At 68.8% G+C, this 26960-nt stretch carries 24 protein-coding genes; 11 read left to right on the top strand and 13 right to left on the bottom strand.

Annotated features, from left to right (window positions below):
• Positions 1 to 3 precede the first annotated feature (3 nt).
• Positions 4 to 1284: a cytochrome P450 gene (locus tag ABEA87_RS16685; protein ID WP_345630541.1), complete on the top strand. Its 1281-nt coding sequence runs from the start codon at positions 4 to 6 to the stop codon at positions 1282 to 1284.
• 78 nt (positions 1285 to 1362) lie between these two features.
• Here the strand turns inward: ABEA87_RS16685 and ABEA87_RS16680 are convergent, their stop codons facing one another.
• The 5 genes from ABEA87_RS16680 to ABEA87_RS16660 form a co-directional block, all read right to left on the bottom strand.
• Positions 1363 to 1833: a hypothetical protein gene (locus ABEA87_RS16680; protein WP_345630540.1), complete on the bottom strand. Its 471-nt coding sequence runs from the start codon at positions 1831 to 1833 to the stop codon at positions 1363 to 1365.
• 16 nt (positions 1834 to 1849) lie between these two features.
• Positions 1850 to 3121: a WXG100 family type VII secretion target gene (locus ABEA87_RS16675; protein WP_345630539.1), complete on the bottom strand. Its 1272-nt coding sequence runs from the start codon at positions 3119 to 3121 to the stop codon at positions 1850 to 1852.
• On the bottom strand, positions 3118 to 3399 hold the full coding sequence (locus ABEA87_RS16670) for an ESX-1 secretion-associated protein (RefSeq protein ID WP_345630537.1): 282 nt from the start codon (positions 3397 to 3399) through the stop codon (positions 3118 to 3120). The genes ABEA87_RS16675 and ABEA87_RS16670 overlap by 4 nt, the downstream gene beginning before the upstream one ends.
• Positions 3400 to 3430: 31 nt before the next feature.
• On the bottom strand, positions 3431 to 3838 hold the full coding sequence (locus ABEA87_RS16665) for a YbaB/EbfC family DNA-binding protein (RefSeq protein WP_345630536.1): 408 nt from the start codon (positions 3836 to 3838) through the stop codon (positions 3431 to 3433).
• A 411-nt stretch (positions 3839 to 4249) separates the two neighbouring features.
• A complete protein-coding gene (locus ABEA87_RS16660) occupies positions 4250 to 5155 on the bottom strand; it encodes a hypothetical protein (RefSeq protein ID WP_345630534.1) in 906 nt (301 codons plus the stop codon).
• Positions 5156 to 5577: 422 nt separating this feature from the next.
• Between ABEA87_RS16660 and ABEA87_RS16655 the strand changes: the two genes are divergently transcribed.
• Entirely contained in the window at positions 5578 to 5712 is a 135-nt protein-coding gene (locus tag ABEA87_RS16655) for a cupin domain-containing protein (protein ID WP_345630532.1), read from the top strand.
• Between the two features lie 34 nt (positions 5713 to 5746).
• On the opposite strand, the gene ABEA87_RS16650 is transcribed toward ABEA87_RS16655, so the two are convergent.
• Positions 5747 to 6973, bottom strand: coding sequence for an epoxide hydrolase family protein (locus ABEA87_RS16650; RefSeq protein ID WP_345630530.1), 1227 nt, complete (start codon positions 6971 to 6973; stop codon positions 5747 to 5749).
• Positions 6974 to 7296: 323 nt separating this feature from the next.
• On the opposite strand from ABEA87_RS16650, the gene ABEA87_RS16645 reads away from it, so the two are divergent.
• The 3 genes from ABEA87_RS16645 (at position 7297) to ABEA87_RS16635 (ending at position 9169) form a co-directional block, all read left to right on the top strand.
• On the top strand, positions 7297 to 7794 hold the full coding sequence (locus ABEA87_RS16645) for a SigE family RNA polymerase sigma factor (RefSeq protein ID WP_345630528.1): 498 nt from the start codon (positions 7297 to 7299) through the stop codon (positions 7792 to 7794).
• A complete protein-coding gene (locus ABEA87_RS16640; protein ID WP_345630526.1) occupies positions 7791 to 8426 on the top strand; it encodes a hypothetical protein in 636 nt (211 codons plus the stop codon). The genes ABEA87_RS16645 and ABEA87_RS16640 overlap by 4 nt, the downstream gene beginning before the upstream one ends.
• A 320-nt stretch (positions 8427 to 8746) precedes the next feature.
• Entirely contained in the window at positions 8747 to 9169 is a 423-nt protein-coding gene (locus ABEA87_RS16635) for an ester cyclase (protein WP_345630524.1), read from the top strand.
• A 319-nt stretch (positions 9170 to 9488) separates the two neighbouring features.
• Here the strand turns inward: ABEA87_RS16635 and ABEA87_RS16630 are convergent, their stop codons facing one another.
• Positions 9489 to 10298: a class I SAM-dependent methyltransferase gene (locus ABEA87_RS16630; RefSeq protein ID WP_345630523.1), complete on the bottom strand. Its 810-nt coding sequence runs from the start codon at positions 10296 to 10298 to the stop codon at positions 9489 to 9491.
• Between the two features lie 235 nt (positions 10299 to 10533).
• On the opposite strand from ABEA87_RS16630, the gene ABEA87_RS16625 reads away from it, so the two are divergent.
• Positions 10534 to 11586 (top strand): DNA polymerase III subunit beta family protein, encoded by a 1053-nt coding sequence (locus ABEA87_RS16625; RefSeq protein WP_345630673.1) that lies wholly within the window; start codon positions 10534 to 10536, stop codon positions 11584 to 11586.
• Positions 11587 to 11706: 120 nt separating this feature from the next.
• Here ABEA87_RS16625 and ABEA87_RS16620 read toward each other — a convergent pair whose 3' ends face one another.
• The gene (locus ABEA87_RS16620) at positions 11707 to 14646 is read right to left on the bottom strand and encodes a beta-L-arabinofuranosidase domain-containing protein (RefSeq protein ID WP_345630522.1); all 2940 of its coding nucleotides are present in this window, start codon (positions 14644 to 14646) and stop codon (positions 11707 to 11709) included.
• 422 nt (positions 14647 to 15068) lie between these two features.
• Between ABEA87_RS16620 and ABEA87_RS16615 the strand changes: the two genes are divergently transcribed.
• A complete protein-coding gene (locus ABEA87_RS16615) occupies positions 15069 to 15737 on the top strand; it encodes a Type 1 glutamine amidotransferase-like domain-containing protein (RefSeq protein WP_345630521.1) in 669 nt (222 codons plus the stop codon).
• 79 nt (positions 15738 to 15816) lie between these two features.
• Here ABEA87_RS16615 and rnhA read toward each other — a convergent pair whose 3' ends face one another.
• A complete protein-coding gene (gene rnhA / locus ABEA87_RS42645; RefSeq protein WP_425570897.1) occupies positions 15817 to 16551 on the bottom strand; it encodes a ribonuclease HI in 735 nt (244 codons plus the stop codon).
• A gap of 109 nt (positions 16552 to 16660) precedes the next feature.
• A complete protein-coding gene (locus ABEA87_RS16605; protein WP_345630519.1) occupies positions 16661 to 16993 on the bottom strand; it encodes a hypothetical protein in 333 nt (110 codons plus the stop codon).
• A gap of 562 nt (positions 16994 to 17555) precedes the next feature.
• Between ABEA87_RS16605 and ABEA87_RS16600 the strand changes: the two genes are divergently transcribed.
• Positions 17556 to 18335 (top strand): alpha/beta fold hydrolase, encoded by a 780-nt coding sequence (locus ABEA87_RS16600; RefSeq protein WP_345630517.1) that lies wholly within the window; start codon positions 17556 to 17558, stop codon positions 18333 to 18335.
• Between the two features lie 71 nt (positions 18336 to 18406).
• On the opposite strand, the gene ABEA87_RS16595 is transcribed toward ABEA87_RS16600, so the two are convergent.
• Positions 18407 to 19330, bottom strand: a complete 924-nt coding sequence (locus tag ABEA87_RS16595; protein WP_345630515.1) for an SDR family oxidoreductase — start codon at positions 19328 to 19330, stop codon at positions 18407 to 18409.
• A 124-nt stretch (positions 19331 to 19454) separates the two neighbouring features.
• On the opposite strand from ABEA87_RS16595, the gene ABEA87_RS16590 reads away from it, so the two are divergent.
• Positions 19455 to 20045 (top strand): TetR family transcriptional regulator, encoded by a 591-nt coding sequence (locus ABEA87_RS16590; RefSeq protein ID WP_345630514.1) that lies wholly within the window; start codon positions 19455 to 19457, stop codon positions 20043 to 20045.
• A gap of 133 nt (positions 20046 to 20178) precedes the next feature.
• Here ABEA87_RS16590 and ABEA87_RS16585 read toward each other — a convergent pair whose 3' ends face one another.
• The gene (locus ABEA87_RS16585) at positions 20179 to 23616 is read right to left on the bottom strand and encodes a phosphodiester glycosidase family protein (protein ID WP_345630512.1); all 3438 of its coding nucleotides are present in this window, start codon (positions 23614 to 23616) and stop codon (positions 20179 to 20181) included.
• A gap of 408 nt (positions 23617 to 24024) precedes the next feature.
• The gene (locus ABEA87_RS16580; RefSeq protein ID WP_345630510.1) at positions 24025 to 24615 is read right to left on the bottom strand and encodes a carboxymuconolactone decarboxylase family protein; all 591 of its coding nucleotides are present in this window, start codon (positions 24613 to 24615) and stop codon (positions 24025 to 24027) included.
• Positions 24616 to 25108: 493 nt separating this feature from the next.
• Between ABEA87_RS16580 and ABEA87_RS16575 the strand changes: the two genes are divergently transcribed.
• Together ABEA87_RS16575 and ABEA87_RS16570 are read left to right on the top strand one after the other, a co-directional pair.
• Positions 25109 to 25480 carry an STAS domain-containing protein gene (locus tag ABEA87_RS16575; protein WP_345630508.1) on the top strand — a complete coding sequence of 124 codons (372 nt, stop codon included), beginning with the start codon at positions 25109 to 25111 and terminating at the stop codon, positions 25478 to 25480.
• Positions 25467 to 26903 carry an ANTAR domain-containing protein gene (locus tag ABEA87_RS16570; protein WP_345630506.1) on the top strand — a complete coding sequence of 479 codons (1437 nt, stop codon included), beginning with the start codon at positions 25467 to 25469 and terminating at the stop codon, positions 26901 to 26903. The genes ABEA87_RS16575 and ABEA87_RS16570 overlap by 14 nt, the downstream gene beginning before the upstream one ends.
• Positions 26904 to 26960 lie beyond the last annotated feature (57 nt).

The following is a 26960-nucleotide window of genomic DNA, read 5'->3' as shown; positions in this document are numbered from 1 at the left end:
GCCGTGACCAGTCGTGCAATCGTCCGCGCGTACCTGGGCGGCCGCGAGGACAGTCACGGCAGGGTCGCGTCGTGGAGAGTGGTGTACCGGCAGATGGCAGTGGATTTCGAACCCCACGAACTGTGGAGTGAGGCGGCGCGCCTCGACCGCCACGCCTTCTACGCGCGGGTGCGCGAGGCCGGCGAACCGGTACCGCAGACGGACCCGAACTCCGGCCAACGGTTCTGGGTCCTGGCCAGGCACGCCGATGTGCATGCGGGCCTGCGCCACCCGGACCTGGGCCATGAGGTCCGCCGGCACCAGTCGGATCCAGCGCCGGCCCGGGTACTGGTCAGCGAGGCCGAACGCCTCGACTCCCGCCAGCTCATCTGCCTCGATCCGCCCGACCACACCCGGCTGCGCGGCTTCATCAACACGGCATTCACGGCCCGGACCGTTGCCCGCCTGGAGACCAGGATCGAGGCGCTGATCGACGGGCTGCTGGCCGACGCCCGGCAGCGTGGCACCGTCGACGGGGTCGCCGACCTCGGCCACCCGGTACCGGTCGGGGTCATCGCCGACCTCGTTGGGATACCAGCGGAAGACCGCGAGCGATTCCGGGGCTGGTCCCGGGCGATGATCTCGGGTGGGCGCGCGTGGGCGGTGGCGTCCGAGCAGTTCGCGGCCTACCTCGACGACCTCGCCGCCAAGCGCCGCGCGGATCCCCAGGACGACCTGCTCTCCGCGCTCGTCGCGCTGCAGATCGCCGGCGACTCGCTCGACCGCGACGAACTCGTCGCGATGATCCAGCTCCTGCTGGTGGCCGGGCAGGAGACATCCGTCGACCTCATCGCCAACGGCATCCTGGCGCTGCTCAGCAACCCCGACCAGTGGCAGCTGCTGAAGGACGACCCGTCGCGGGCGGCCGCGGCCGTCGAGGAGATCATCCGGTACGACGGGCCGGTCGAGATCGCACCGCCGCGGTACACCTTCCGAGGCATCGAGCTCGGCGGCGGGGCCATCCCCCCGTTTGAGATCGTCGCGCTGTCGTTGCTCGGCGCCAACCGCGATCCGGAGGTCTTCACCGACCCGGACGTCTTCGACATCACGCGCTCCGACGCGAAGCACCACGTCGGTTTCGGGCATGGCATCCACTTCTGCCTCGGCGCGCCGCTGGCCCGGTTGCAGGGACGCATCATGTTCGAGAAGCTCGCCCAGCAGCTGCCCGACCTGCGGCTGCTCGCCGAACCCGACCAGTTGCGTGGCGTCAACCCGCGGCTGACCGCCCTGCCCCTCGCGGTCTGAACCGCCGGCGGGACGCCCCGGCTATGCCGCGCTCCGCGCGGCGTCGCCGGGCTGCTGGGTCGTCGCTCCTCGGCTGGGTCAACTCAGGCGAGGCAGTGCGTAGCGTCGCCACCGGTCGCGGTCGGCGGCGTCGACCGATGTGTCCGGCGAGAACCAGGTCAGGCCATCGGTGGGGTTCCAGGCGGCGAGGAGCACGTCGAGCCCGAGGGCGAGCAGGATCGGCCAGCACGCCGCCTCGGCGAGTTCGACGAAAAGCTGTCGCGCCTCGGCGACCTGAGCGATCTCATCGCTCCCGGTGTAAGCGATGCTCCAGACGTAGCGGTATCCGTCGATGACTGACTCGTCGCCGGCGTCGTCTGCAAACGCGCCGAACCCGTTGATCGCCAGTTCGCCGCCGGTCTGGGCGTCCGGTGCGGTGTGTGCCGGGCGGGCGAGGAAGAGCTTGTCGTCGACCCTGGTCTGAGCCAGCCCGAGGGTCACGGCGAGTTGCTCGGCGAGCCGGTCACGCTCGAGCTCGCTGTTGATGAATATATGTTCAAAATTCGACACGCTGTCGCCTGGTTCCTCAAGGAAGGGTGATGATGCGGCCGTCGCCCAAGATGATACGGACGATGGTGGGTAGTTTCTGGCCGGTTTGTGCGGCTTGGCCGAGCGCCCGTGCGTGGCCTCGGATAGCATCGGCCTCGTCCACGTTCGTTGCCCGGCCGTCCAGGACGACACCGCCGCCATCCGGGACCTGGCCGCCGGCGTCGAGGATGTTGCGGCGGACGCTGTTGCTGCCGTCCTTGCCCGCCAGGGTTTTGAACTCGGTGATGGTCCCTGGATCGTCGGGTCCGGTGCGGACCATGGCATCGGGGTTCGGCTGGCCGGGAACGGTGTGGTCGGCGGGGCGCTGGTTGACCTGTTCACCGTTCTGGGCGAGCCGATCGGCGATGGCGCGCTCCTTCGGGAGGAACTCGTTGCCCGGGTCGTGAACGCCGGGCTCGAAGTGGTCACCGAGCGCACCGTGCTGCATGGCGGGGTCGAAGCCGGGGTCGCCCGGGCGGGGTTCGTGCGGCTCGTGCGGCCCGCCGGGGGACTCACCGTGCCGGACGCTGAACAGCTTGTTGAGCTTCGCGATCAGCTCTTCGAGCTTCCCGATGATCGGCATGAGCCTACGCAGACTGGCCAGCAGTGCCTTCAGGTACCGGCTGATCCTCGCCGCACAGGCGGCCACCGTGGCGGTGACCTGTTCGATCACGAGGGGTGTGGCGAGCCCGAGTGACGCCCCTTCCTCGGCGGCGTAGACGATCAGCCGCGACACGCACATGGCGATGGCGTCGCGCACCAGCAGCCGCACCGTGGCGATGAGCACTCCGGTGCCCTCGGTGACGGCGGCCATCGTGTCGGCGGCCGTGGCCAGCCCGATCAGCGCGCCCTGCTGTTGCCGGGAACGAGCGCGGTACGCGTCGCTGGCCTGGCCGACCCACGCGGACAAGTCCAGGCGCACGTCACCGGCGACGGCCTCGGACTGCTGACGCAACTGACCGGCAATGTTGCGCCAGGTCAGCGTGTTCGCGGTGATCTGCGCGGGATCGCCGGCCAGCCAGTTGAGGGTCTCGGTCAGCGGCCTGACGTGCTCGATGATCCACGCCACGCCGTACTGGAGCAGCACACCGACCGGGTCGGACACGAGCACAAGCCCGTCCAGACCGGCGCCGAGCGCGCCGAGGCTGCCGTCAACCCAGGAGCCGTTCTTGACGCTGGTACAGATGCTGTCGATGTCCTCGGCGATCCAGATCCCAGCCCGTGGATCGATGTCGTCGTCCGAAACTGCGCCGAACCGGTTGCCGCTCACTCGGACCGCTCGGCCGCACGGCGGAGCTGGGCGGCGTTGGCGTCCCTCGTGTACGCGTACTGACTGCCGATTACTCTCAGCGTGTCGGCGGTGTCGTAAAGGGAATGCGCACCGGATGCGACGGCGTCCAACACAACGTCCTGCAACTGGCCCAGCATCTGCGGCACCCACTGGCAGAGCTCGCCGTACGCGCCGGTGCTCGGCCTGGCCGCATACGCGGCCCGCTTCGCCATGTCAATGGCGTTCCCGGTGGCGTCGAGGTGCCCGGCGTGACTCATCAGCTCCGACGCGCGAGCGCTGAGCTCCGCATTACCGCCCATCCGACCCGCCCGTCACACGTGCCTGAAACAACGCGGTGACCGCCCGACCCTCCGGGCTGTCCCGGCCCACGGTCTCGTCCACCGCCCCGCCGATCCGGTCAGCGAGCCGGGCGACCGCCTTCCGCGTCGTGGCCAGAACCTCCTGCGCGATCCACTGCCCGGAGTGCCGCCGGACGGCGTCGTCCATCGTCACGCCGCTCAGTAAGCCAGAGGAGTCGACCGTGATCGTGATCGACCGGTCGGCGTTCGACGCCGTCGCGGTCAGCTCGGCGACCAGCCCCGACAGAGCTCGCGCTCTCGCCGCTCGATCCTCGATCCCGGCCAGCCACCCATCCACCCGGGCACCGGCGTCATCGAGTGCCGCCTCATCACCAAACAGAGGGAACTTCGCAGCCACGAAATTGATGGTACGACGAGGTCTCGATCCGCTCGGTTGTGGCCGCGTGGTCGACCGGCGGCAGTATCGCATCGCAGTCCTCAACGACGGGTTCGGATCATGCCGAAGGCGCTACGCGCGCATCGGATCCTCACCCCAGGCACCCTGCCGCGCTGGTACCGTCGGCTGCTGGCCGCCAAGTGGCGCCAGCCCATGCCAGCTGGCCGGCGCCCACCGCATCCCGCCGCCGGCACGAGGCGACGAAACCTGGACTTTCCTGCGCGCCCAGGCCGACACACTGCTGGCGACCGACTTCTTCCATGTCGACGATGCGGGGGCGGGTCCCCTCACGCCTACGGGCGCCACGTTCGGCCTGGGCGATCCGATGCCCGCGACGATCGCTCTGGTCGTGCGAACTGATGGGCACGAGCACTAGATCCAGGCGAGCACCTTAACGGTGCCGCTCGGCGCGGCCTGTAGGGCGGAGAAAGCGGCCTTCGTACCGCCGGAACCATCTGGCGCCAGCGTGACCCAGCCATCAGCCCGCTCGGCCAACAGCCGGGTCCGATCCGGACTGACAAGCAGCGCCTTGACCGCCGGGGAACCCGGAGCGACCAGCTGCCGCAGCGTACCGGTCCAACGACCGTCCGCCTCACAAACGAGCACGGCGATAGCACCTCCCCGACCACCGGCGCCGGCGCAGGCGATCTGAGTCAGATCCAGGGCCGGGCCGTCACATTCATACGTATAGCTCGCCACCCCACCGCTCGCCGTCGGACCGAGGACCCTGGCCCGAAGCAGTTGTCGGGGGCTGGCAACGATCCGGGCCTGGGCGCCGACGCCGGCCGGCGAGAACTCGACGTCCGCGGCTCGGTCGCCGTACCCGTCGACATCGAACAGGCCTTGGTTGGCCCACACCGGCTGCGCGTGCGGGTGCGCCGGGTCGACCACCGCGGCTCCCGCACCGATACCGTTGTCATCGCCATCCCACTCGACGACAAGCTGGCCCGTCACCGATCGGAACGCCACGTCCTTCAGTCGCGAGCCACGGGGCGCGAGCTGCTCCGAGGCGAGAGTGGCGGTCCAGATGTACATATCCCCGTCCAGCTCATAGAGCATGAGGGTGCCGCTCGGGGTAATCCACGCCAGCCGTGACCAGTCCGGACTGAACTCGCTCCGGTCGAGGTCGGCGGTCGGCAGCCCGATGCTACGGACCTGTCGGCCGGTGCCCGAATCGAACAACCGCAGAGAGGGCCCGGTACCGGCCGTGACGATCGCGGCGACCGCGCTGGCCAAGACCGGTGGCGCCGGCGAGTCGGGCAGGCTCGCACTTGGCATGAGCGGCGGATCGGACCGTTGGGTACAGGCGGCTGCGGTAACCAGGGTGGCGAGGGCCGTAGCGGCAACGATCAGGGCGCGGCTCGTCGACCGGCGCGACCAAGCAGACATAGATGGAACTTCCCCGTTCTTTTTCTGTGACGCAGAACGCTATCAGAGGGCCTCCCGACTGAAGTCCGTCGGTCCGCGCGCAGGGATACGCCACCGGTATGGCGTCCAGGTCGAGCCGGCTCATCGGCCCGCCGCGGGTCGCACCCAGGAGTACTCCGACGCCGTGGCTGGCAAGCTGGATACCCTTTGCGGGTAGGGCCAGGGTGCGGGGCGAGACACTGAGCCGCGCGGCCAGATCGGTCACCGACAAGGGCGTCCCGAGTCGCTGGCCGGCCCACGCGAGCAGATCCTCGAGCGCCGAGGAGGTCTATGTGATCAGCGGCACCTTCAACGATGGCGTGCGCGACTACCCGGCCGGCACGTTCCTGCACGCCCCGGCCGGGTCGTGGCATGTTTCCGCGACCACCACCGGCTGCACGCTGTTTCTGTTCTACCCGCAGGGCTGAGACAGCCTGGGACTCCGGTCGAGGCGTTGACGGATTATCCGCGCAGCGACCGGAAGCCGGCACGGACCTCGGCCGAGAACAACTGCGGCTGTTCCCACGCCGCGAAGTGCCCACCCTTGTCCAGCTTGTTGTAGTAGACGAGATTGGGGTAGGCCTGCTGCGCCCAACTCTTCGGTGCCTGATAGAGCTCGTCGGGAAAGGCGCTGACGGCGGCCGGGACGGTGACGCCCTTGACCGCGAAGAAGGACAACGGGTTCTCCGCGTAGAGGCGAGCGGCGGATACCGCCGTGTTCGTCAGCCAGTACAGCGTGATGTTGTCGAGGATGTCGTCCGCGGTGAGGCCGACGGAACGCCCGGCGAAGGCTTCGGAGATCAACTCCAGGCTGCGCGCGTCGTGGTCGAGCAGGAAGGCCGCCAGACCGACGGGGGAATCCGCGAGCCCGGTCAGGGTCTGTGGGCGCGTGCCCATCATGAGGGCGTACGCGACATGCTTCCAGACGAAATCCAGCTGCTCGCACGCGCGCCGTTCCTCGGCTGACAGGCCGGAGGGCAGCGAGCCGAGCGCGTTGTTCGCTCCGGTGATGTCGCACTGGAACAGGTTGTCAATGTCCGGTGGTACCGCGCCGGGCATGTTGGAGTGGATGCCGACCAGTTCCGGGGGCGCCTGTACACCCATCAGGTCCGTGATGACCGCGCCCCAGTCACCGCCCTGCGCGCCGAACCGGGTGTATCCGAGTTGCCTCATCAGCTCGGTCCAGGCCTTCGCGATGCGCTGCGGGCCCCAGCCGCCCGTGGTCGGCTTGCCGGAGAAGCCGTGACCCGGCAGCGACGGAATCACCAGATGGAAGGCGTCCGAGGCCTCGCCGCCGTGTGCCGTCGGGTCGATCAACGGCTCGATGATCTTCATCTGCTCGATCACCGACCCCGGCCATCCGTGGGTGACGATCAGCGGCAACGCGTCCTCGTGCTGGGAGCGGACGTGGATGAAGTGGATGTCCAGCCCATCGATCTCCATGATGAACTGTGGGTAGGCGTTCAGTTTCGCCTCGATCGTGCGCCAGTCGTAGTCCGCCTGCCAGTACCGTGCGAGTGCCTGGATCGTCGCCAGTGGCACACCCTGCGACTGATCGGCGACGGGCTCCTTCTCGGGCCAGCGGGTCTGGGCGATGCGATCACGCAGCGCCTGCAGATCCGTCTCCGGGATCGAGACCGTGAACGGCCGCCCCGTGGTGCCTGCTGGCGCCACCGTCTTGATCGCCATGCCGGCCTCCCATTCGTCGCGATCCCGTCGCGCGTGCGCGTCGTCGTACCGGCTGACACGCACGGCACGCCCCGGCTGTCTTCCCCCCGAGGGCGCCTTCATGCGCGAAGCACCGATCCGCACCCGACGCAAGATGCCGGGACGTGAGCCCGCCTCGCCGCGGCGGGATGGGCTCGGAATCACATTCGCATCACCGCTCGCTGACCCGGTCGGCGCATCGAGGAGGGGGCGACCTGTGCGAAATCGCCGGCCGCTGCGGGCAACCCGGTGGGGGTGCCAGGTCGTGTCTGGATGAGACAAGAGTGGTGCCGTAGGGAGGCAGCGTGGCGGAGCCGGACGGATTCCGGGAGTACGTGGTGGCTCGGCAGACCGCGCTGCTGCGCACCGCGTGGCTGCTGACCGGGGATTGGCAGCAGGCAGAGGACCTGGTTCAGGCCGCTCTGGCGAAGGTATGGCCACGCTGGCAGCGGTTGACCGCCCAGGGTGAGGGCCCGGAGGGGTACGTGCGGCGAGTGATCGCCACCACGTACCTGACGTGGCGGCGCCGGCGCTGGTGGGCGGAGCGGCCCACCACCTCGGTGCCCGACGTCTCACAGACCGGGGACGTGCTGGCCGGGATCGACCTGCGTGACGCGCTGGGTCGGATACTGCGGCAACTGCCACCCGCGCAGCGCACCGTGCTGGTACTGCGGTTCTACGAGGATCTCTCGGTCGAGCAGACCGCCGCGGTACTCGGCTGCTCCGGCGGCACCGTGAAGAGCCAGACCGCCAAGGCGCTGGACAAGCTCAAGGACGTGGTGTCGATGGGAGAGCTGCGATGAACAGTGCTGATCTCGAACGGCGGGTCGCCTCGGCGCTGCACGACCTGGTCGACGACCCGGTCACCTCCCCAGCAATGTTCGAGCGGGTCGCGGATCGGGTACGCCGTGGCCGCCGTCGTCGTGCGGCGGGTGCGGCATCGGCGGTCGTGGTCGTGGCCGCCTTGGCCACCGGCGGTCTCCTGCTGCGTCCGGCCAGTGATCCGGCGACCGGACCGGCGGCCACGGCATCGTGTCCCGACAAGGATCCCGGAGCGCCACGCAACTCTCGAGGCTCGGACTCAGACGGCGCACTCGTTGCGGGCACCCCAGTGGTGGCCACCATCTGCCGGTACTACGGCCTCAACCAACCCGCACTGCCTGGGACGCTGGCTCGGTCGGCCATGGCCCGCGACGAGGCCGCGGCGGCACTCGCCTCGGCCCTCAACGGCGGCCATCGGATCCCGGAGGGCGCTCGTTACAACTGCCCCGCGGATTTCGGGGCCTCGATCCGGATCATCTTCGGATACCGCCGCGGCGCGGCGGTGACGGTGTGGGTCGACCCCGCCGGCTGCCGCACCGCGACCAACGGTATGACCGCGCTGTTCACCTCGCAGGCGGCCCAGCGCCAGTTGACGAATCTCGTGGGCGAATAACCGTCGCGAGACCCGCGGATCAAGCCGTTGCGCTGCTGTTCTCGCGCAGCAGGAACAGCGGCTCCTCCTCCGGCCGCCGCGCAAGGCCTCGCCCTCGGAGCACAATGGTGCGACTCTATCGGCGTAGACCGCGAGGAGCAGTTCGAGGCGGTCGGGGAAGTGTCAGTACATCGTGGCGTTGCCGATGCCGGCCCTGGCCCGAACCTCGGCCAGTGGAAGTTGATGACACGCCCTTCCTTAGCAGGGAGCTCCCCAGTTACGATGCAGGATAACTGGGGGGCACCCCGTTTATCTCTGTCGCCTGGTGGAGGAGATGTCACGTGTCCGAGGGAGCAAGCGAGGCCGACGTGGTCGCGAGCGCGGCGGAGGTCCACCGGCGCATTATCGAGTTGTGGAGTGCGGGCCGGCAGGCCGAGGCGCTGATACTCGTTGCCCCTGACGCGGTCGACCACCGGGGCGGCGTGCAGGGCGATCGCGTCGGGCGGACAGCTTGGCAGGACAAATGGCAACACATGCATGACGACCTGGAAGGCGTCTCGCTGACGATCGAGCAGAACGTCGCCTCCGGCGACTTCTCGGTCAACCGCTACACCTTCCGCGGCACCCATACCGTCTCAGGGCGGCGCGTCGAAATCACCGGCATAGACATGGTCCGCGTGCACGACGGCGCGCTCGTCGAACACTGGGCCCTGCTCGACTCGACCGCGATGCGCTATCAACTGGGCGCCGGCACGAGCACCTGACGAAGAACAATTGGTGAGGGTTCCGCGGTCGGCGTGTCTGCGCTGGGAACAGCGGCGCCGCCGACGATCGTCGGCCGAGTTCGACTCGGCCTTCGCCCGCATCGCGGGCCGAATCGGTCGGGCCGAGCCGCGTCGGCAGGCCGGCGCCCACCTGTCGGGCCTTCTGTCCGATGTGAACACCAATACGTGTTGGCGGTTGGCCGAGCAGGCCGGAGACCCCACGCGGCACCGGATGTAGCGGCTGCTCGGCGAGGCGGTGTGGGTCGCCGATACGCTCCACGACGACGTGCATGACTACGTCGCCCACCGGGCTGGAGTACTAAACGGTGCCGCACGCGAGCAGAGCAGCCGCCGGCAGCGCGAGCAGCCCATCAACGTCACGGTAGTCCGCGACGGTCTGGTCGTACTCTCGCCGGATCCGGGCGATCATGCTCGGCGACTGGCTTCGCATCATGAAGCCGGCCTTTCCGATGCCGTTGGCGGGTCCGCTCCACCAATCCTCCGGATCGACCCGGTGTATCCAGCTCACGACCTCGCACCGCACATCTTTGAGTCGCGCCTCGCGCAGCAGACCGGACAGCCCATCCTCGGTCCGGGCGAAATCCTTGTCTTCCGGCAGCGCCAGCATGTCTGTCGGTCGTTGAGCGCCGGCGGCGTCAAACACCTGCCCCCACAGCCGCTGCACCGGCGGTTGTGGATCTGGCCAGATCGTCACGGCGATCCGGCCACCGCGACGGACCACGCGCCGAAGCTCAGCAATCGCTGCCGCGGGGTCACCGACGTGATTGATGACGAAGTTGCTCACGGCGGCGTCGAAGCATTCATCCGAGAACGGAAGATTGGGGAGAATCGCGTGCCGCACCTCGGCTGCCGGGACGCGTCGACGGACTGCGTCCAGCATGCTCGGCTCGGCGTCGACGGCAACGACCGCCGCGCCACGCCCTATCGCCCGGGCCGCGACCGTTCCCGGACCTGTGCCAACGTCGAGCACCCGACGGCCGTCCCCGACATCGGCGGCGTCCAGCAGATGATCCGCCGGATAGGCACAGAGAGCACCAACACTGCGCTCGAAGGCTGTCGCCTTGCCCGCCCACATCGACCGTTCGTGCTCGTCGAAACTCGTTGCCATCGCGTCCCCGCCCGCCGCCCATCGAGATTGATCAACAACCGTAGCGGAGCGTCCAGAACCGCCCCCGGGCGACCCGCCCAGGGCTCTGCACGAGCCAGACGGCTACGGCTCACCCACGGGCCCCGAAACGTCGCCCGCGACGATTTCGGGATCCGCCGCGGCGGGCGCAGAATCACCCCACGACTTGACCCTCGACCTGGTCGAGGCAGCAGGGTTCCAGGGTGTGGAGAGCGATATGCGGAGCATCGGCGAGACCGCACGGGCCAGCGGGCTCAGTGTGAGCGCGCTGCGGTTCTACGACCGCGAGGGCGTGCTCGTGCCGGCTCTGGTCGATCCGGAGAACGGCTACCGGTGGTACAGCGAGCCGCAGGTCGACCAGGCTCGCCTGGTCGCCGGCCTGCGCCGGGTCGGCATGCCGGTGGCCGGCATCGTCGCGGTGCTCGGCGCCGACCGGGCAGTCGCGCACCAACTGCTGCATCGGCACCTGTGCCGCCTCGAAGACGGCCTGGCCGATGCCCGCCGCGAGCTCTCCCGCGTCCACGCCCTTCTCGACACGCAGGAGAACCCGATGACCACCGTGACCCTGTCCCGCGCCGTCCTGGCCGCCGCCCTCGACTCCGTACGCTTCGCCGTGGGCAGCGATCCCGAGCTGCCGATGCTGGCCGGCGTCCTGGTCGACGCCGAGGCCGACAGCGTGACCTTCGTGGCCACCGACCGCTACCGGATGGCCATCCACCGCGAGCCGGCCACCGCCGACGGCCCACCCACCCGGGTGATAGCCCCGATCTCCTGGGTCGACCGGCTCCGCGACCACCCCGGGCAGGACGAGTTGGTGGACCTGCACCTGGGGAGTGCGGCGATCGAGGCGTCCGGCGACGGCTGGACGGTCAAGGACACCCCGCTGGCATACGACTACCCCGACTACCGCCGGGCCATCGAGGCGCGCACCGCCGACGGCAGCCCGCGCCCCGCGCCGGTCGACGCGGCCGCACTGCGGGCCACGGTGGGCGGCGCGCCTCGGGTAGTTCACACGCACGAGGGCGTCGACCACGAGCTGGCCATACTGAGCATCGACGCCGAGGGCGGGATCGACGTGGTCGGTGCGGAGCAGTGGCGTGCCGGGCAGGATCGGCACGTCGCGGTCAACCGGGAGTTCTTGCTGGAGGCGCTGAGCGCCGGCGGTGACGGTCAACTCGTGCTCGAGCTGGACGGTCCGATCCGCCCGCTGACCATCCGCCGGCCCGCCGACGACCGCGCCTACTCGCTGCTGATGCCAGTCAAGCCGTAGGGGGTCAGAAAGGTATAAGGCGGGCGGGGTCGGCGAAATCGAGGCCCGCGACCCGGCCCGGTCGCGGCGCCGGGTCCGGACGGTGGCACCGTCCGGACCCGGCCTCGTGGACCGCGCAGATCAGCTCTCCAGGTCGCGCTGCGCTCGGGCGGCGGCGTTGACGATCGCCCGCCGCTGCGCATCGGTGTGCCGGCCGGCGCTGACCCAATCCGCCGAAAGCTGCAGTACCTGCTGGAAGAAGTCCGAGTACTTGGCGAACGGCGCCTCCGCCCAGACCCGGTCGAGGAAGGTCTCGCCGTCCTGGTCGCGTACGCCGTCGTTGGGCACCCCGGAGCCGTACGAGCCGAAGACCACCTCCGGCTCAATCCGCTGCACGTACGGGTGGTAGGCATCGTACTGGCCGGGCACCGGGTCGGAGACGTAGTACGGCCTCAGCGTGTAGCCCTGCGTGGTGAACTGCATCGGCGCCTCGGTCGGCTTGATCGAGCTGGCCAGATCACCATTGAGCTTGAGGTCGCGGTAGAACGTGAAGTTCCGGTAGCTCGGGGTCGCGTCGAGGACCACCATCAGGGTCGGGCCGTACATGATCGACTGGATCGCCTTGTTGTCGATGGCCATCTCCACCCGGAAGCTCAACGGCATCGCAATGTCGATCGTGTCGCCGCTGGCCCAGGTCCGATCGATCGTGACGTAGCTGCCGGGCTTGGCCGCGAGCGACTGCTCTTGCCCGTTGACCCGTACCGTGTAACCCTGCGTCGCCCACGAGGGCACCCGCAGCCGGACCTTCAACTGCCCGGCGGCCTGCTCGAAGATCAGCCGGCTCGCCCCTTCGGTTGGATACTGCGTTTCCTGCGTGATGACGAAGCCGCGGTCCTGCCAGTTGAGGGTCGAGGCGATGAAGAGGTTGACGTAGAGACTCTGCTTGTCATCCGAGTAGAAATAAATCGTCTCCTGGTACTTGGTGTGGTTTTCCAAGCCGGTGCCGGTGCAGCAGCTGCCGTTGCCGCCGTAGCGGCTGTACTCGATGGTGCTGCCGATCTTGCGGGAGTGACCCGGCCACATGTTCTGGTGGTACGTCACCTCGGTGGCCGTGACGCTGTCCACGTCGTGGCGGGAGCTGAGGATGTGGTTGTGCAGGGCCTTCTCGTAGTAGTCCATGTACGCCGGGTCGGGGTCGTGGAAGAAGAGGTTCCGGGTCAGCCGCAGCATGTTGTACGCGCAGCAGCTCTCGGCGTGCCTCGGGTCCGACGACGAGGTGAACCCGGCGGTGATGACGTCGCGCGGGCCGAAGAATTCGCCGCGGCCGGCGCCGCCGTTGCTGAAAATGCGGTGCGGCACCACCATCGACCAGTAATTCTGCGCCGCGGTGTGGTAGTTCTGATCCTCGGTCTGCTCGAAGATCCGCAGGTAGCCGATCTGCGGCGCCATGTACTGGTTGGCGTGGCGCCCGTTGAGCTGGTCCTGCTCGGCGATGGCCGCGTTGAAGAGTGTGCTGAAGGTGAACTTCTTCGCCGTCGCCAGATACTGCGCCTTCTTCGTCGAGTCGGTGGCGTGCGCCGAGAGCTCCGCCATCACCTCGTTCATCGACCCGGCCTCGCCGGCGCTGTAGGTGTTCCACATCTGGTCCACCTGGGCCTGGCTGTATCGGTTGAGCCGCTGATAGGCCCAGTCGCCAATCCGGAAGGCGATGTCGAGGGCTTCCTCGTTGCCGGTCAGGTCGTACGCGTTCAGCAGCCCACGCATGATCTTGTGGCAGGTGTACCAGGGCGCCCAGACCGCGTTCGGCCCGCTGTTGGGCTGCAGCATCGGCGGCTCGATGCGACTGTACTGCCCCTCCGGGAACGCGGCCAGGAACCCGGGGTAGCTGGTGCCGATGATCGTCGCGTCCCGGTGGCTGCCCGAGTAGTCGAGGGCCGTCTCGCCCTCGACGTCGAAGCGGTACCAGGCGACCAGGTCGGCCGGGGACGCGACCGCGGCCGACGGATCCTCGGCCGCGAGCGCCTGCACCTCGGTCCCGTCGAAGGCCCGACGATAGATCCGGAAGTCGTCGACGCTCGAGTTCAGCAGCGGGTCGCTGTCGCTGGGTCCCCGCCCGATCCAGTTGTTGCCGGTGGCGCCGAGCCCGGCCGGAGTGAGCGTGATGGCCGCGGTGCCGGCCTCGACCCCGTTGACGTAGAGCCGGCCGGTGCCGTCGGCGCCGGAGAGGGTGACCGCGACGTGCGCCCATTGCCCGACCGGGATCGGCACGCTGTCGCCGGCGATCCGCTGCTCGCTGCTGGAGCCGTGGCTGGTGATCGCGAAACGTGCGCCGGGGTTGGTCGCCGACACCCGTGCGATCAGCGAGAGGTAGACGTTGGCGCCGGTGCCAAAGCTAAAGATCTTGGCGTTGGTCTGCGACGCCGCGAGGTTCACCCAGGCCGCGAACGTGACGTCCGCGACGTCCGCCAGGATGCCGGCGGGGAGCTGAACGTACTGGTTGGGGTGCGGGTCGCTGAGCTGTACCGCCAGGCCCGACCGGCCCGGGACCCGACCCACCGGCCGGGCGTCCAGCGCCTGCTGGCACTTGCCCAACTCCTCGACCAGGTAGTCAAGCTTGTCGAGGAAAATCTCCTCACCGGTGTCGGCCCAACACTGCGAGAGCATCGACATGTAGTGGCCGCCGAAGTGGCCGCGTAGCAGTTGGGTCGGGGTGTCCCAACCGCCCGGCCAGGTACCCGGAGCGGGCAGACCGGCGTTGACCCGGAACGAGTACAGCATGCGGTCCGGGCCGTCGTGAACCCCGCCGGTGCCGGGATAGTTGCGGGCGTAGTTGAGCATCCGGTCGCGCTTCTGCTGGAAGATGCCGTCGTGCAAGGCGACCTGGTTCAGCGCGAAGGGCCTGACCAGCCAGTTCGGGGCCTCCCAACCCGGCCGCGGGTAGTCGCTTCCGGCGCCGCCCCGGTCGGGGCCACCGTCGGACGCTGACGCGGGCGAGGTTGGCGCGAGGGCTATCACGGCCGGGGCGGCGGCCGCCAACGCGCCGATACGCAGCACGTCACGCCGCGAGAACTGCTTGCTCACGTCAGTCTCCTTGCTTCTGCGTTGTGATGAGGTCGCTGGCCGGGACGGCACACGCCGACCGCCCCAGTCGTCAGGGTGAAATGTGAGCGCTAACATCAGAAGCCGCTCATCTCAAGATGGACTGGTCCTGAACTGGGGCAGGAGTACTAGGGGCGCGTGTTCCTCAAATGTTAGCGGTTCCATGGCTATGGTCAATACGTTCTCCCGCGTCGATGCCGTCGGGCATTCCGTCACCCGGTCGCCGGCCACCGCGGCCGGGTGACGGCGACGTGCGCGCCTCAACCAGTCGCCCCTGAGCCAGTTCGCCCCTCACGCGAAGCGGCGCGGGTCGTGTTGGTCGTCGGTCGCCCAACTACGATGAGTCCCAGCACCGTCCCAGTCTTCAGGCACATCCACCTTCCGCGCGCGAATCTGGAGGCACCTTGAAGCTCTTGCTGACGTCAGGCGGCGTCACGAACCCAAGCATCCAATCGGCGCTCGTGCAGTTGCTCGGCAAGCCGATCGCCGAGTGCCGCGCCCTCTGCGTCCCGACAGCACAGTGGGGTCACCCGATGTGCGGTCCGACATCGGTGCGGGGCTTCGTCGCCGCCAAGCCCGAGCCCGACTGGCAGTACCTGTCCGGCCTGGGCTGGGCATCGCTCGGCGTCCTCGAGCTCACCGCACTGCCCACCATCGGCGCGGAGCGATGGGTCCCCTGGGTCCGGGAGGCCGACGTGCTCCTGGTCGACGGCGGCGACGCGACTTACCTCTGCCACTGGATGCGGGAGTCCGGGCTGGTCGATCTGCTGCCCTCGCTGCCGGACACGGTCTGGGTGGGGGTAAGCGCCGGAAGCATGGTGATGACGCCCCGGATTGGGGACTACTTCGTCGAGTGGCCGTCGGCGCCGGACGACCGCACCCTCGGAGTCGTCGACTTCTCGATTTTCCCGCATCTGAACGCTTTCCCCACGAACACCCCGGCCGACGCGAAGCGGTGGGCCGCCGAGATCGGCGTCCCGGCCTACGCCATCGACGAACAGACGGCCATCAAGGTCGTCGACGGCTCCGTCGAGGTGATCTCCGAAGGGGAATGGACGAAGTTCGAGTCATAGCCGCCCGGTGCTCTGCGGCAATCTGGATCCGCGGTTTGAGCGCGTGACGGTGCGCACGCGCTCAACGGTGCGCACGCGCTCAGAGGTCGAGAACCTCGGCGGTGGTCGCCACGTGTTCGTGGGCCCGGCAGCGGCCGCCGCCCGTGGCGACGCCGCACGACGTACCGCGTTTGGTTGGGGCGCCGCAGAGCACGGCAGGGTCATGGACGTGGCAGAAGCCGGACGGTCGGGCGGTGATCGGGCAGGGCTTGCCGACCTTCGTCTTGGCGCGACACCGACCCCCATCGCCGATCACCGACGCCCGCGGCGCGGCTTGACGACGCGGCTCCGGCAGCGGCGGCACCGAGACGCCGGCCGCCTCCAGTGCCTCGCGCTGGCCGCGAGCCGCGAGCCGGTCGGCGCGTTCGTTCTCCACGTGGCCGGCGTGGCCCTTCACCCAGTGCCAGACAACCTCGTCGTGGTGGGCGACAGCGGCGTCGAGCGCTCGCCACAGGTCCTCGTTCTTGACCGGCTGGCCCTCCTTGGTACGCCAACCGTTGCGCTTCCAGTTCGCCATCCACGACATGATGCCGTTGCGGACGTACGTGCTGTCGGTGTGCAAGTCGACGACCGACGCACGGGTCAGTGCGGTCAGCGCCCGGATGGGGGCGGTGAGCTCCATCCGGTTGTTCGTCGTCGAGGTGGACTCACCGCCGCAGAGCTCCTTCTCGACCTCGCCGTAGCGCAGCAGTGCGCCCCAACCCCCGGGCCCCGGGTTGGGGCTGCACGCACCGTCGGTCCAGATCTGCACCCGCTCCGTACTCAGTTCCGCCACCCTGACAACCTACCGTGACCGTTCGGTCGTGGTCTCTCGCCAGCCCGCCGCCGGGGTTCGCGCCTCGGAGATGGCGTGTCAACGACCTGAACGACGTCCCCGGCGGCGGTCACCAGGGCTGCTCGATCTGCCGGCGTTGGCCGTCCAGCGCCAACTCCCAGACCTTACGGATCTCTGGAACGTTGTACAGCACCAGCAGGTTGGCCACGTGCTCTTCCTCCCGCCTCCGCAGTCCCCCGCGCCGCCCGACCCCGTACCACCACGGCGGGAACTCGCCGAACCCCAGATTCCCGATCCCGTCACGCCCCTCAGCGACGATCGCGGGGCGAAGCTGGCGCAGGTACCGGGACGTGACCCGAGTGAGCGGGAACCCTTTGATGACCAGGATCCGACGGTCCGTCAGCACATACCGGGTGCGGTTCAACGTCACAACACGGAACACGACCCGGCCGATGGTCCCGCACCCGACGAGCAGGATCCCGATCGGCACCAATTTCACGAAGCCCGGCGGCAAGCCTCCGGTCAAACGACCGGAGCAGCAGGCTCGTCGCGCTCAGCACGATGCCCGCTCCGTAGCTCGCGATGGCCCGCCGGTCGTACAGGCGCCACACCTGGTGGGCGACCGGGCGCCCCTCCCACCGGATCTTTTCGCCATCGAGCAGCTTGACCTCGTCGGTCCGCATGCGCCCATGTTCGCCGCCGTTGTCAATGCGGGCCCCGGTCTGCTCGGCGCTGGTGACGGCCAACGCCCAGACGCACTCCACCCGCAGCTACCCGCTGGTCGGCATGCACGCCGTCGCCAGGTGGCCAGTGCCGTCGCCGACATGGGCCAATGGTCCGCTGCTGTCACGAATAGCGCACTCTGTGGTTCCCAAAAAACCGCGAGCTCGATGTCGAGTCGGGGGGAACAGCTCCGACTTGAGAGTGCGAGGCGAGATCCGCCTCGGCACAAGCAGTCGAGCGACACCAAGGAGTAGAGCGGTATGAACACATCTGTTGAGCAGGTGCGGTCGGCCGATGGCACCTCGATCGCACTGGAGGTCGCCGGCAACGGCCGGCCGGTCGTGCTGATCGGCGGCGCGTTCAACGACCGGACAACGACCACCGGCCTGGCTCAGGTGCTCGCCCCCTACTACCAGGCGGTGACCTACGACCGTCGAGGACGCGGCGACAGCGGGGATGAAAGTGTCGACTACTCAGTCGACCGGGAGATAGAGGATCTGCAAGCGGTCATCGACCACGTTGGTGGCGCGGCGTCGCTGGTGGGCCACTCGTCGGGGGCGGTGCTCGCCTTGGAGGCCGCCAGCCGGCGTCTGCCGGTGGAGAACGTGGCGGCCTACGAGCCACCGTTCATCCCGGAGGGTTCCCGGCCGCGGCCAGCCCCAGACGTCGCCGAGCGCCTGGCTCGCCTGGTCAAGGCGGGCGACCGGGACGGCGCCGTCATGCTCTTCCAGACTGAGGTGATCGGCCTGCCATTCGAGCTGGTCGATGGCATGCGCCAGAGCGACATGTGGGGCTTCCTCGCCCGTCTGGCGCACAGCCTGCCCTACGACTACGCGCTGTTCGAGCCGGGCTGCCCGGTGCCCGCTGGCCGGTTGGCGGGCATCCAGGTCCCGACGTTGGTGATCGCCGGGTCGAACACCTTCCCGTGGCTCATGACTGCGGCAGAGGAGGTGGCGCGGGCCGTGCCGAGCGCTCGCTATCTCTCGCTCGAAGGGCAGGACCACGGCGTCCTCCACCAACCCGCCACTCTGCTGAAGTGCCTGAAAGAGTTGGTGCGCTGATGCTCTCCCGTTCACGCACGGGAATCAGCGCCGCGGTCAGCGCGTCCGGGGTCTCGGATCGGTGCCGGTGCTCAGGTGGCCCGCGGAACGAGGTAGTCGCCGTGCTCCAGGTCTTCGAGCAGGGTCCAGTGGGTGGGTGACCAGCCGAGCAACTCCTGGGTGTAGGTGCTGGAGGCGGGCGCGTCGAAGCCGTAGATGGTGGCCATGAACGGGTTGACGAAGTGTGCGACGGCCTCGTCCGGAGTCAGCGAGACGGCGGGCACGCCGAGGCCCCGGCCGATGGTCTCGGCGATGCTCCTGAAGTCGACGCCGGTCTCGCCCACGCCGTGCAGCACGCTGCCGGCGGGTGCCTTCTCCAGGGCCAGGCGGAACAGGACGGCCGCGTCGAGCCGGTTCACCGCGGGCCACCGGTTGGTGCCGTCGCCGACGTAGACCGCCTTGCCGGTTCGGCGGGCGGTGGCAACGAGGTTGCCGATGAAGGCATGGGCTGGCTCGTTGGGGCCGTGCACGGTGGGGGCGAGGCGGACAACGCTCGCGCGTACGCCCCGGTCGGCGAAGGCGAGGCAGGCCCGTTCGCCGGCGACTCGGAAGCTGGCGATTCCGTCCGCGACGGGCTCGTCCTTCTCGGTACTCACCCTGTTCGGGGGCATGACGAGCGTGCCTGACGTGATGACCAGCGGTTTGTCCGAGCCTTCGAGTACACGGCCGAGTGTCTCGATCGCGCCCGTGTCGCGCCGCTTCATATCGTCGGTGTCGGCGAAGTCGCCACCGTAGGCCAGGTGCAGGACGCCGTCCACGGCTTCGGCCTCGACCCCGAGGCGCAGGCTGTCGTGGTCGTCCAGACAGCCGCGGTGCGGCGTTGCGCCCAGCGCTTCGAGCCGTGCGGCGGCGGCATCCGAACGGGCCAGGCCGGTGACGGTGTGCCCGGCGGCGATCAGCTCGGCGACGACAGCGGGGCCGGTCTGGCCGGAACCGCCGGTGACGAAGACATGCATGAGTGATCTCCCGTTTTACGCCAGTGACTGGCGCTTCTTAGCGCCAGTCACTGACTATACGCGTAGCGCCAGTATCTGGCGCAACGTAACGCCGGTCACTGACAAATCGCGCTAACCTCAACGGGTGCCACGAAGCGGAGCCCAAGCGCGCCGCCGCCTGCAGCAGGCGGCCCTAGACCTATATCGAGAACGCGGGTTCGACCAGACCACCGCGGCCGACATTGCCGCACGGGCCGGCGTCAACGAACGCACGTTCTTCCGGCACTTCCCCGATAAGCGCGAGGTGCTCTTTGACGGCGAGGCCGACCTGCGCGCCGCATTGACCCGGTACGTAGCCGAGGCGCCCGACGGCCTGCGACCGGTCCAGGTCCTGCTGCACGCCTTCAGCAAGGCTGCCCGGATCCTCGAGGACAACCGCCCGTTCTCCGAGCCGCGACTGGAACTCATCGCCGCGACACCGGCGCTGCGCGAACGCGACCTGGCCAAAGCGGCTGCGATGGCAGACGCCGTCGCAGAGGCCCTTCGCGGACGCGGTATTCCCGACCGGCTGGCCGATCTGACCGCCCAGACCGGCTGGGCCACCTTCCATCACGCGGCCCAAGCCTGGATCGATGACCCCTCACCAGGCCTGGAGGCCCATCTCCTTCAGTCCTTCGACGCTCTGCAAGCGCTGTTCGCAGCCGCCCAACCGACGACAGCCAACCGCCAAGACTGACTCGGGCTCTGATGCGGGTAGCGACCGCCACCATGCGCGAGGGGGCCCGGCCACCAGGCCGGGCCCCCTGTCGGCACGGGAAACGATCCGCCGTGGCGGGTCGCTCCGTTGATCGCCGTCCTTCCGCAACCCGTCAACGCACGACCCTGATGGCCTTCGAGGCCGTGATCGGCGCCAGTGAGCTGGCGTCGGTGTAGGGGCGCATCGAGTCGTTCGTCACCGACACGGTCACCGTGCCGGGCCGCAGCGCGGTCAGCGTCCGGGTCTGCGGGTCGAGGATCGCGACCTTGCCGTGGTCGCGGGCCGCGTTGATGGCCGCCTTACCGCTGCCGATCGCCAGGTTCGACGAGCCACGCCAGTCGACCGACATCGGGTACTGCAGCGGCACCACCCGAGTACCGGTCGACACGCCCTCCGGCTGCACGATGCTGCCCGACAGCTGTGCGGTCTTGCCCAACCGGACCGAGTCCGGGGTGGTGAGTGTGATGGACTGCGCGAAAGCGCGCACGTCGGCCTCGATCCACTGCTGGCTGGCGTTGCGCTGCGAGTCGACCGACCAGTCGACCCACCCGGTGAAGCCGCCGCGGTCCGGCGTGCCGTACGGGTCCTTGCCCGAGGACGGCAGCACCGTGTACGGGACACCCTCGACCCGGTGGACGTTGGCGATCTGGGCGTGGGAACCGACCATCGCGGCGCCCTTGCCCGTGGAGTCACGGAAGTCCGTGAGCATCTTCTCGATCAGCGACACCTCGTCACGATCACCGAGCTGGCTCGACTTCGCCGCGTCCGGGTCGTCCACCGGGTGATGGGCGAACACCATGACGTTCTTCACCGACGGATCCTTCTCGGCGTCGGCGAGCGCCTTCTGCATCATCGGCAGCTGATCCCACGCCGTACCGTGCAACGTCCCGAGGGAACTGGCGAGCAAAATGAACCGGGTGCCCTTGTGGTCGAACGTCCGGTACGGCTGGCCGAACTCATTGGTGAAGTTCGTCAGGTCCGACTGCACATTGTTCAGACCGTAGGACTCGTGGTTGCCCGGCACGTAGTAGCACGGGATCGACCCCGCCTTCGGGTCCGGCGTGCTGTACTCCGCCGGCTCCTGACCCACGGGGATCAGGTCGCACCCGGCGTCGGTGAGCACCTGGCGGGCCAGCGCGAGGTCCTGCGGCAGGCCACGGTCGGTAATGTCACCGTTCAGGACGATCAGATCCGGCTTAGTCGCGCGGATCCGCTGGATGGCGGCCGTCGCGACCTGGGACAGCGCCGGGTTGTCGGCGGTGAACTGCACGTCCGACAGCGTGGCGAACTTCCACGTGCCGGGCCCGTTGGGCAGCGAGCCGTCGTCCGAGACCAGCGGGTCGGCCTGCAGTGGGGGCGAAGCGGGCAGGTCGATCGACGTCGGGACGTCGGCCTCGAAACGGTCCAGGACGAACGTGCCCGCCTTCTGCTGGGCGACGCTGGTGTTGATGCCCTGGAAACTCTGGATCGCGATCGGGAACGCCGTGTTGGCCGGCAGCGTCCACGTCGCGTACTGCCAGTCACTGCTCGCGGTCAGGCCGGTGCCGTAGACGCCGTTGCTCTTACCATTCGCGTCGACGTAATTGATGTAGGTCAGACCGCTGGGCACGCTGATGCTCGACTTGAGGCGCAACCGCACACGCAGCGGCTGGCCGGGCACCGGGACCCGTTGGGCCGCCGAGGCGGCCGAGATGCCCACGTTGCGCATCGCGTTGAAGTCGATCCGCAAACCGTCGGGGTCCGTGGAGAACGTCGTGGCCGCCGTGCTGTTGTTGCGCCAGCGGGCGAGCACGTCGTCGTTGAAGTCGTAGACCGTTGCGGTCTGCACGCCGATCGTGATCGGAAGCTTGACCGACTTGCCGCCGACCGTGACCGTCAGGATCGTACCCGCGTTGGTGAGCGGGGTGATCTTCAGCTGGCCGTCCACGGGCTGGATGTCGACGACGCTGTGGTCGTAGTCGAGCGAGAGGTCATGCGGGTCGATCGGAGCCGTGTAGCCCTGGTCGTCGCGGCCGGTCACGTTGATGCTGACCGCGTCGTCCGGCGTCGCGTCGGCAATCGACAAACGCTGGGACGACAGCTCAACGCTGTTGACCGGGTCGAGGACAGTGACCTTCTCCTGCGCCGACTGGTTACGCACCTGCGCCTTGACGGTGATCGGACCGTGAGGCTTGGCCGGGGCCGTGAGCGTGCCGCCCTTGATGGAGGCACCGGTCGCGGTCCAGTGCACGGTCTTCGGGTCGACGGTTATCGGCGTGTCGTGGTTGTCAACGCCCTCCGCCACGAGCGCACGGTGCAGCCCGGGGAAGATCTTCACGCCACCATCGGCCGACGCCGCACCCGGCGCCAGCTTGACGAGCAGCTGGTGCAGCTTGCCGTCGCCCTTCGCGACGAACACGCCGACGCCGTTCGGGTCGCTGCGCTCACTGCCGTCGGACGGCACGTTCCGGACGGTCGCGTCGTCCTCGCCGAGCGCGCGGGCGACCATCGTGGTCGAGCCACCACCGTCGAGGTTGACCGCGGTTTGCACGCCCATGGCGGCGAGGTCACGAGCCTCCTCGTCGATGCCGACGCCGCCGTTGCCGGTGCCGCCCGGACCGTCCCAGGTGGCGAGCACGAGCGTGTGGCCGCCGTCCTTGAAGCCGAGCGCGGTGCGCGGAGCGATCGAGGTGTCCAGGCCGCCGACGACCTTGCCGCCCGAAACGATGGTCCCGCCGTCACCCAGCGCGAATTTCATCGTCTTGGCGACGTTGTCGGCGAGCGCGTAGCTGAGTGTCACCGGGTCGCCGGGGTGCAGCGCGCGGATCGCGATCGCCGCGGCGTCGCGACCGACCAGTACGAAGCCGGCGTCCGGGATCGTCCCCGAGCCCGCGGGGCCGTTCGGGGTGACCGACACCACCTTGCCGTTTTCGACCAGGACCTCGGCGATCTGGCTGTTGGCCACCCCGGTCAGGGCGCGGTTTCGGCTGTAGTCGCCCCACGCGGACGTGTACGCGATCAGGCCGTCCGTCGGAGCCCCACCGCCGTCCGCGGCGTTGATTGACAGAACCTTGTGGTCCGTACCCGCGAAGTTCGCTGTCGCGTTGACCGTGAGGTCCACGAGTTGGGCGATGCCGTCATCACTGACGCCGACGTGCTGGCGGCCGCCGATGTCGGCGCTCTTCAGCAGCTGCCCGTCCTGGACTTCGCCGCCGAGGGCCGCATTGGAGTTGCCGATGTCGAAGAACTCGCCGTTGACCCCGGCGACGGCGCCGGCCTTGTTGGCGGACACGCTCAGCGGCCCGCCGGACGCGACCGGTCCCGAAGTCAGCAGGTCCGTGCTGACCGCACTGTTGGACAGGTCCACGGTCAGGAACTGCGCGTCGTACCAGCCCTTCTGGTCGAGCGCCTTCACGTGCTGCAGGTTGATCCCCGGACCGATCTTCTCGGCCGTGTTGACCAGGGGAAGTCCGCCGGTGACCGGCGCCGACTGGCTGCCGCTCGCGTACGCGGCGTTCGGTAGGAACGCCAGTGTGGACAGGGCGGCGACGCCCACCAACAGCGGTCTCATACTCCGATGACCCAGTGCCATCAACCTCATAGAAACCTCGACTCAGCAGAGTGGACGGGGCAGAGAGCTGCCTCGCCACGCCCAGTCCGAGCGAGGTAGCTCGAAGACCATCGAATAGATCGATTCGAAAACGAGGATGATGACATTACAAGCAGACGATGAACCTCGGCGGAATAGGCGATCTCGTCCACCCATCGACCGGGGCCCCGAACGTCCTCCGTGTTCCGGATCTCGTTGCCCAGACGTTCGCGGGCGGCGCCGGTCTGTGTGTCGTGCGCACGCCGAGCCTTCCCGGTCGATGTGACCGTCGCTCACGACCTGCCGGCACGGGACAGCGACTACGGGGCGACGGGGATCGTCTCGGGGGCCGAGAACATGGTGGCCGGGTACAGACTTCGTGCGCGCCAGCTATTCCTGGGCGGCCTGACGGCCGACGACCATCGAGGCGTAGAGTTCCGGGTCAATGGCTTCAGCGATCTGCACGTCGAGCTGCGCGCCGAGGCCGTCGAGTACCCGGGTGAAGAAGCATCGGGCGGCCGCCGCATACACCACGTCGGCGATGTCGGCATCCGACAGCCCCACACCACGGAGCTGATCGATATCGTCCTGCTCCACTGACGCAGCGTCCGTCGCGACCTTCGCGGCGAAGCGGTAAACGGCGCGATCCTGCTCATCGAGGGTCTCGCCGGACGGAGCCTGGGCGATGCGATGCAGCGAGGTTTCGTCGCCGCAGACGTCGCGGAGGAACTTCGAGTGGGCTGTGGTGCAGTACGTCGAACGCAGGGCCCGCGCCGCCGCGATGGTGGCCAGTTCAAACCGTCGGCGGTCCATTCCGCCGCGGACGGCAAGGTTGAGCGCGTTCCAGGCCTGGGCCACGTCCGGCCGCTGACCAAAGGCGCCGGCGTAGTTGGGTAGGAAGCCCCACGAGTCGCGTTGCTGTCGGTAGTACTCGGCGGTCGCCCCGGTCGCGGCGTGCTCGGGGATCGTCTCAATGAACATGGCGTCATTATGCACACGCAGCCAGTGATGGGCGTCCGCTGTACGGGTGGAGCCGTGTCGATGCGCCGCCGGTACTGGGCATCGGCAGCTACGCACCGGGGCCATCGACAGATGGCGCTGCTTCGGACCTGGCACTGTTGTGTTGCGGCGCCGCCCGGCGCCCTGCTCGCGATCACGCCGCGCGCCGGCCTGCCGCTGCCACATCACCGCTTCCGAAACCAGCCCCAACGACGAAGGAACCCCGCCACCACGCCTAGGGCGTGCTGGCGGGGACGCCCGAGAAGGACGGTGCGTCATGGGCCGATCACGAATCCTGAGACACGCCGAGTTGCCACGGTGTCCTGTTGGGGCGAGAATGGTACGAGGTTGATGACCCAGCCGACGCTCCGTAGGGAGATGGCTGGTGTCCGAAATATTTGGTAATGGTGCCCGTGCCCTAGTGCGGAGGCCCGGTCGGCCTAGTTGGTCGCAGCGGTATGTCGGGGGCGCCATCGTGATCCAGTTGGTGGGCGATTTCGATCTGTCGACGGCCGGGGAGCTGCGCCAGCTGCTGATGAAGGTCGCCGAGTCGGAGGCGACCGCGACAATTGTGTTGGACTTGTCGGGCCTACGCTTCATTGATGCCCACAGCATAGGCTTGATCGTGACCGCCTGGGCGGCCGCGAAGTGCCGCGGCCGGCAGTTGCAGGTCGACGGATTGCGAGGTGTGCCGGCGCTGATATTCGGCCTGCTGGGATTGGAGCCGCTTCTGGCGTATGAGGCGGGGAGTAACGAGGCCGGAGGGGATTCGGTTGGGCGAGGCGGAAGGGCAGGCGGCGTTGCCGCGGGCTGGGGTTCCGGTGGAGGAACGAATGCGGCGGGCTGATCTGTGGGAAGCCGGCGCAGACGAGCGAGAGCGGCTGGCCGACGAGCGGGAACGGCTAGCCGACGAGCGGGAGATGCTGGCCGACGAGCGGGAACGCCTGGCTGATCGCCAGGAACACGGGCTGGACCGGCGGGAGGCCGACCGGCCGGTGCAGGACGCACCGGCTGGCGAGGCCGACGATGAGGCTGAGGTGGCCGCGACCCAGACGGCGCTGCGCCGCGCCGAGGCTGCCGTGCGGCGTGCCGAGGCCGAGTTGGACCGGACGAGGCAGGCGGCCCTGCGGGTTCGCTCGCGCGCTACCCGCCGCGTCGCCGGGAACGAGCGCGCCGCGATGCACCGAAACGCGGAACAGACCGCCGATGCCGAGGAACGCGCCTGGTTGGGCGATCGGCGGGACTTTGTCGCCGCCGAACGCGACCGTCAGGCCGACGACCGGGACACGGTCGCCGACCAGCGCGACGAGGCCGCCGAGCTACGCGAGCGTCTGGCCGACGGTCGCGAGCACGAGTTGCTGGAGCGCGAGCGTCGTCTCGACCAGCCCCGATCGACCGGCCGTCGAGTCAGGGCGGTGCGCCTGCCGGATAACCGGGGACCGGCGACAGACCAGAACGTACGCGCCGACGAGCAGCGGCAGCGGCAGCGTGCCGCGGCCAGCCGGCGTGCCGCCGCGCAGGATCGTGGCCGCGCCGCCGCGAGCTGGGGTCCGCGGGAGTACGGGCCGATGTTGCTTGCCAGCTTCGCCCCTCTCGCCCAGCAGCTGTTCGGCACCGAGGATCCGCGCGACGCGCTCGCGCAGGTGGTGAAGTTCACCGTCGACACCGTGACCGGATGCGGCGGTGCCAGTGTCACGCTGTACCGCCATGGCGCCGTCATCGATACCGTGGCCAGCGACGCGGTCGCCGCCGAACTCGACGACCTCCAGTTCGGGACCGGCCTTGGCCCCGGCCCGGAAGCGATGCGAGGCGAAGGCCCCGTCTCCGTATCCGATCTGGCCAATTCACCACGCTGGCCGGTCCTGGCCGCCGCCGCGGCTCAGCTCGGTATGGCCAGTGCTCTGTGCCATGGCCTATTTGTCCATCGGTCGGCGCAGTGGTCGGCGCTCGGTGCGTTCACTCTCTACGGGACGGCACCTGGTGCGTTCAGTGATGAGGACCAGGAGTTCGCGTCGATCCTGGCCGCGTACATGGCCGTGGCCGTGGCCATGGCACACCGCCGCGACGAAGTCGAGCGTCGCGAGGCCGCCCTGCATCGAGGATTGAGTACGCGTGATGTCATCGGGCAGGCCAAAGGTATCCTGATGGAACGCCAACGACTGTCCGCCGGTGACGCCTTCGACCTGCTGCGCCGCGTATCCCAACGGCTGAACCGCAAGCTCGCCGATGTCGCCCAGCAGCTGGCAGAGACCGGAGAGATGCCGACCTAGCTGTCGGAGCCGCGCATCGCACCCGAGATAGCTGGTCAACCAGTCCCGCTGAACGCT

The sequence above is a fragment of the Rugosimonospora acidiphila genome, assembly GCF_039543385.1.
GTDB lineage: Bacteria > Actinomycetota > Actinomycetes > Mycobacteriales > Micromonosporaceae > Rugosimonospora > Rugosimonospora acidiphila.
Note: the sequence above shows the minus strand (reverse complement) of the source record. Positions and strands in the feature narration are given on the sequence as shown.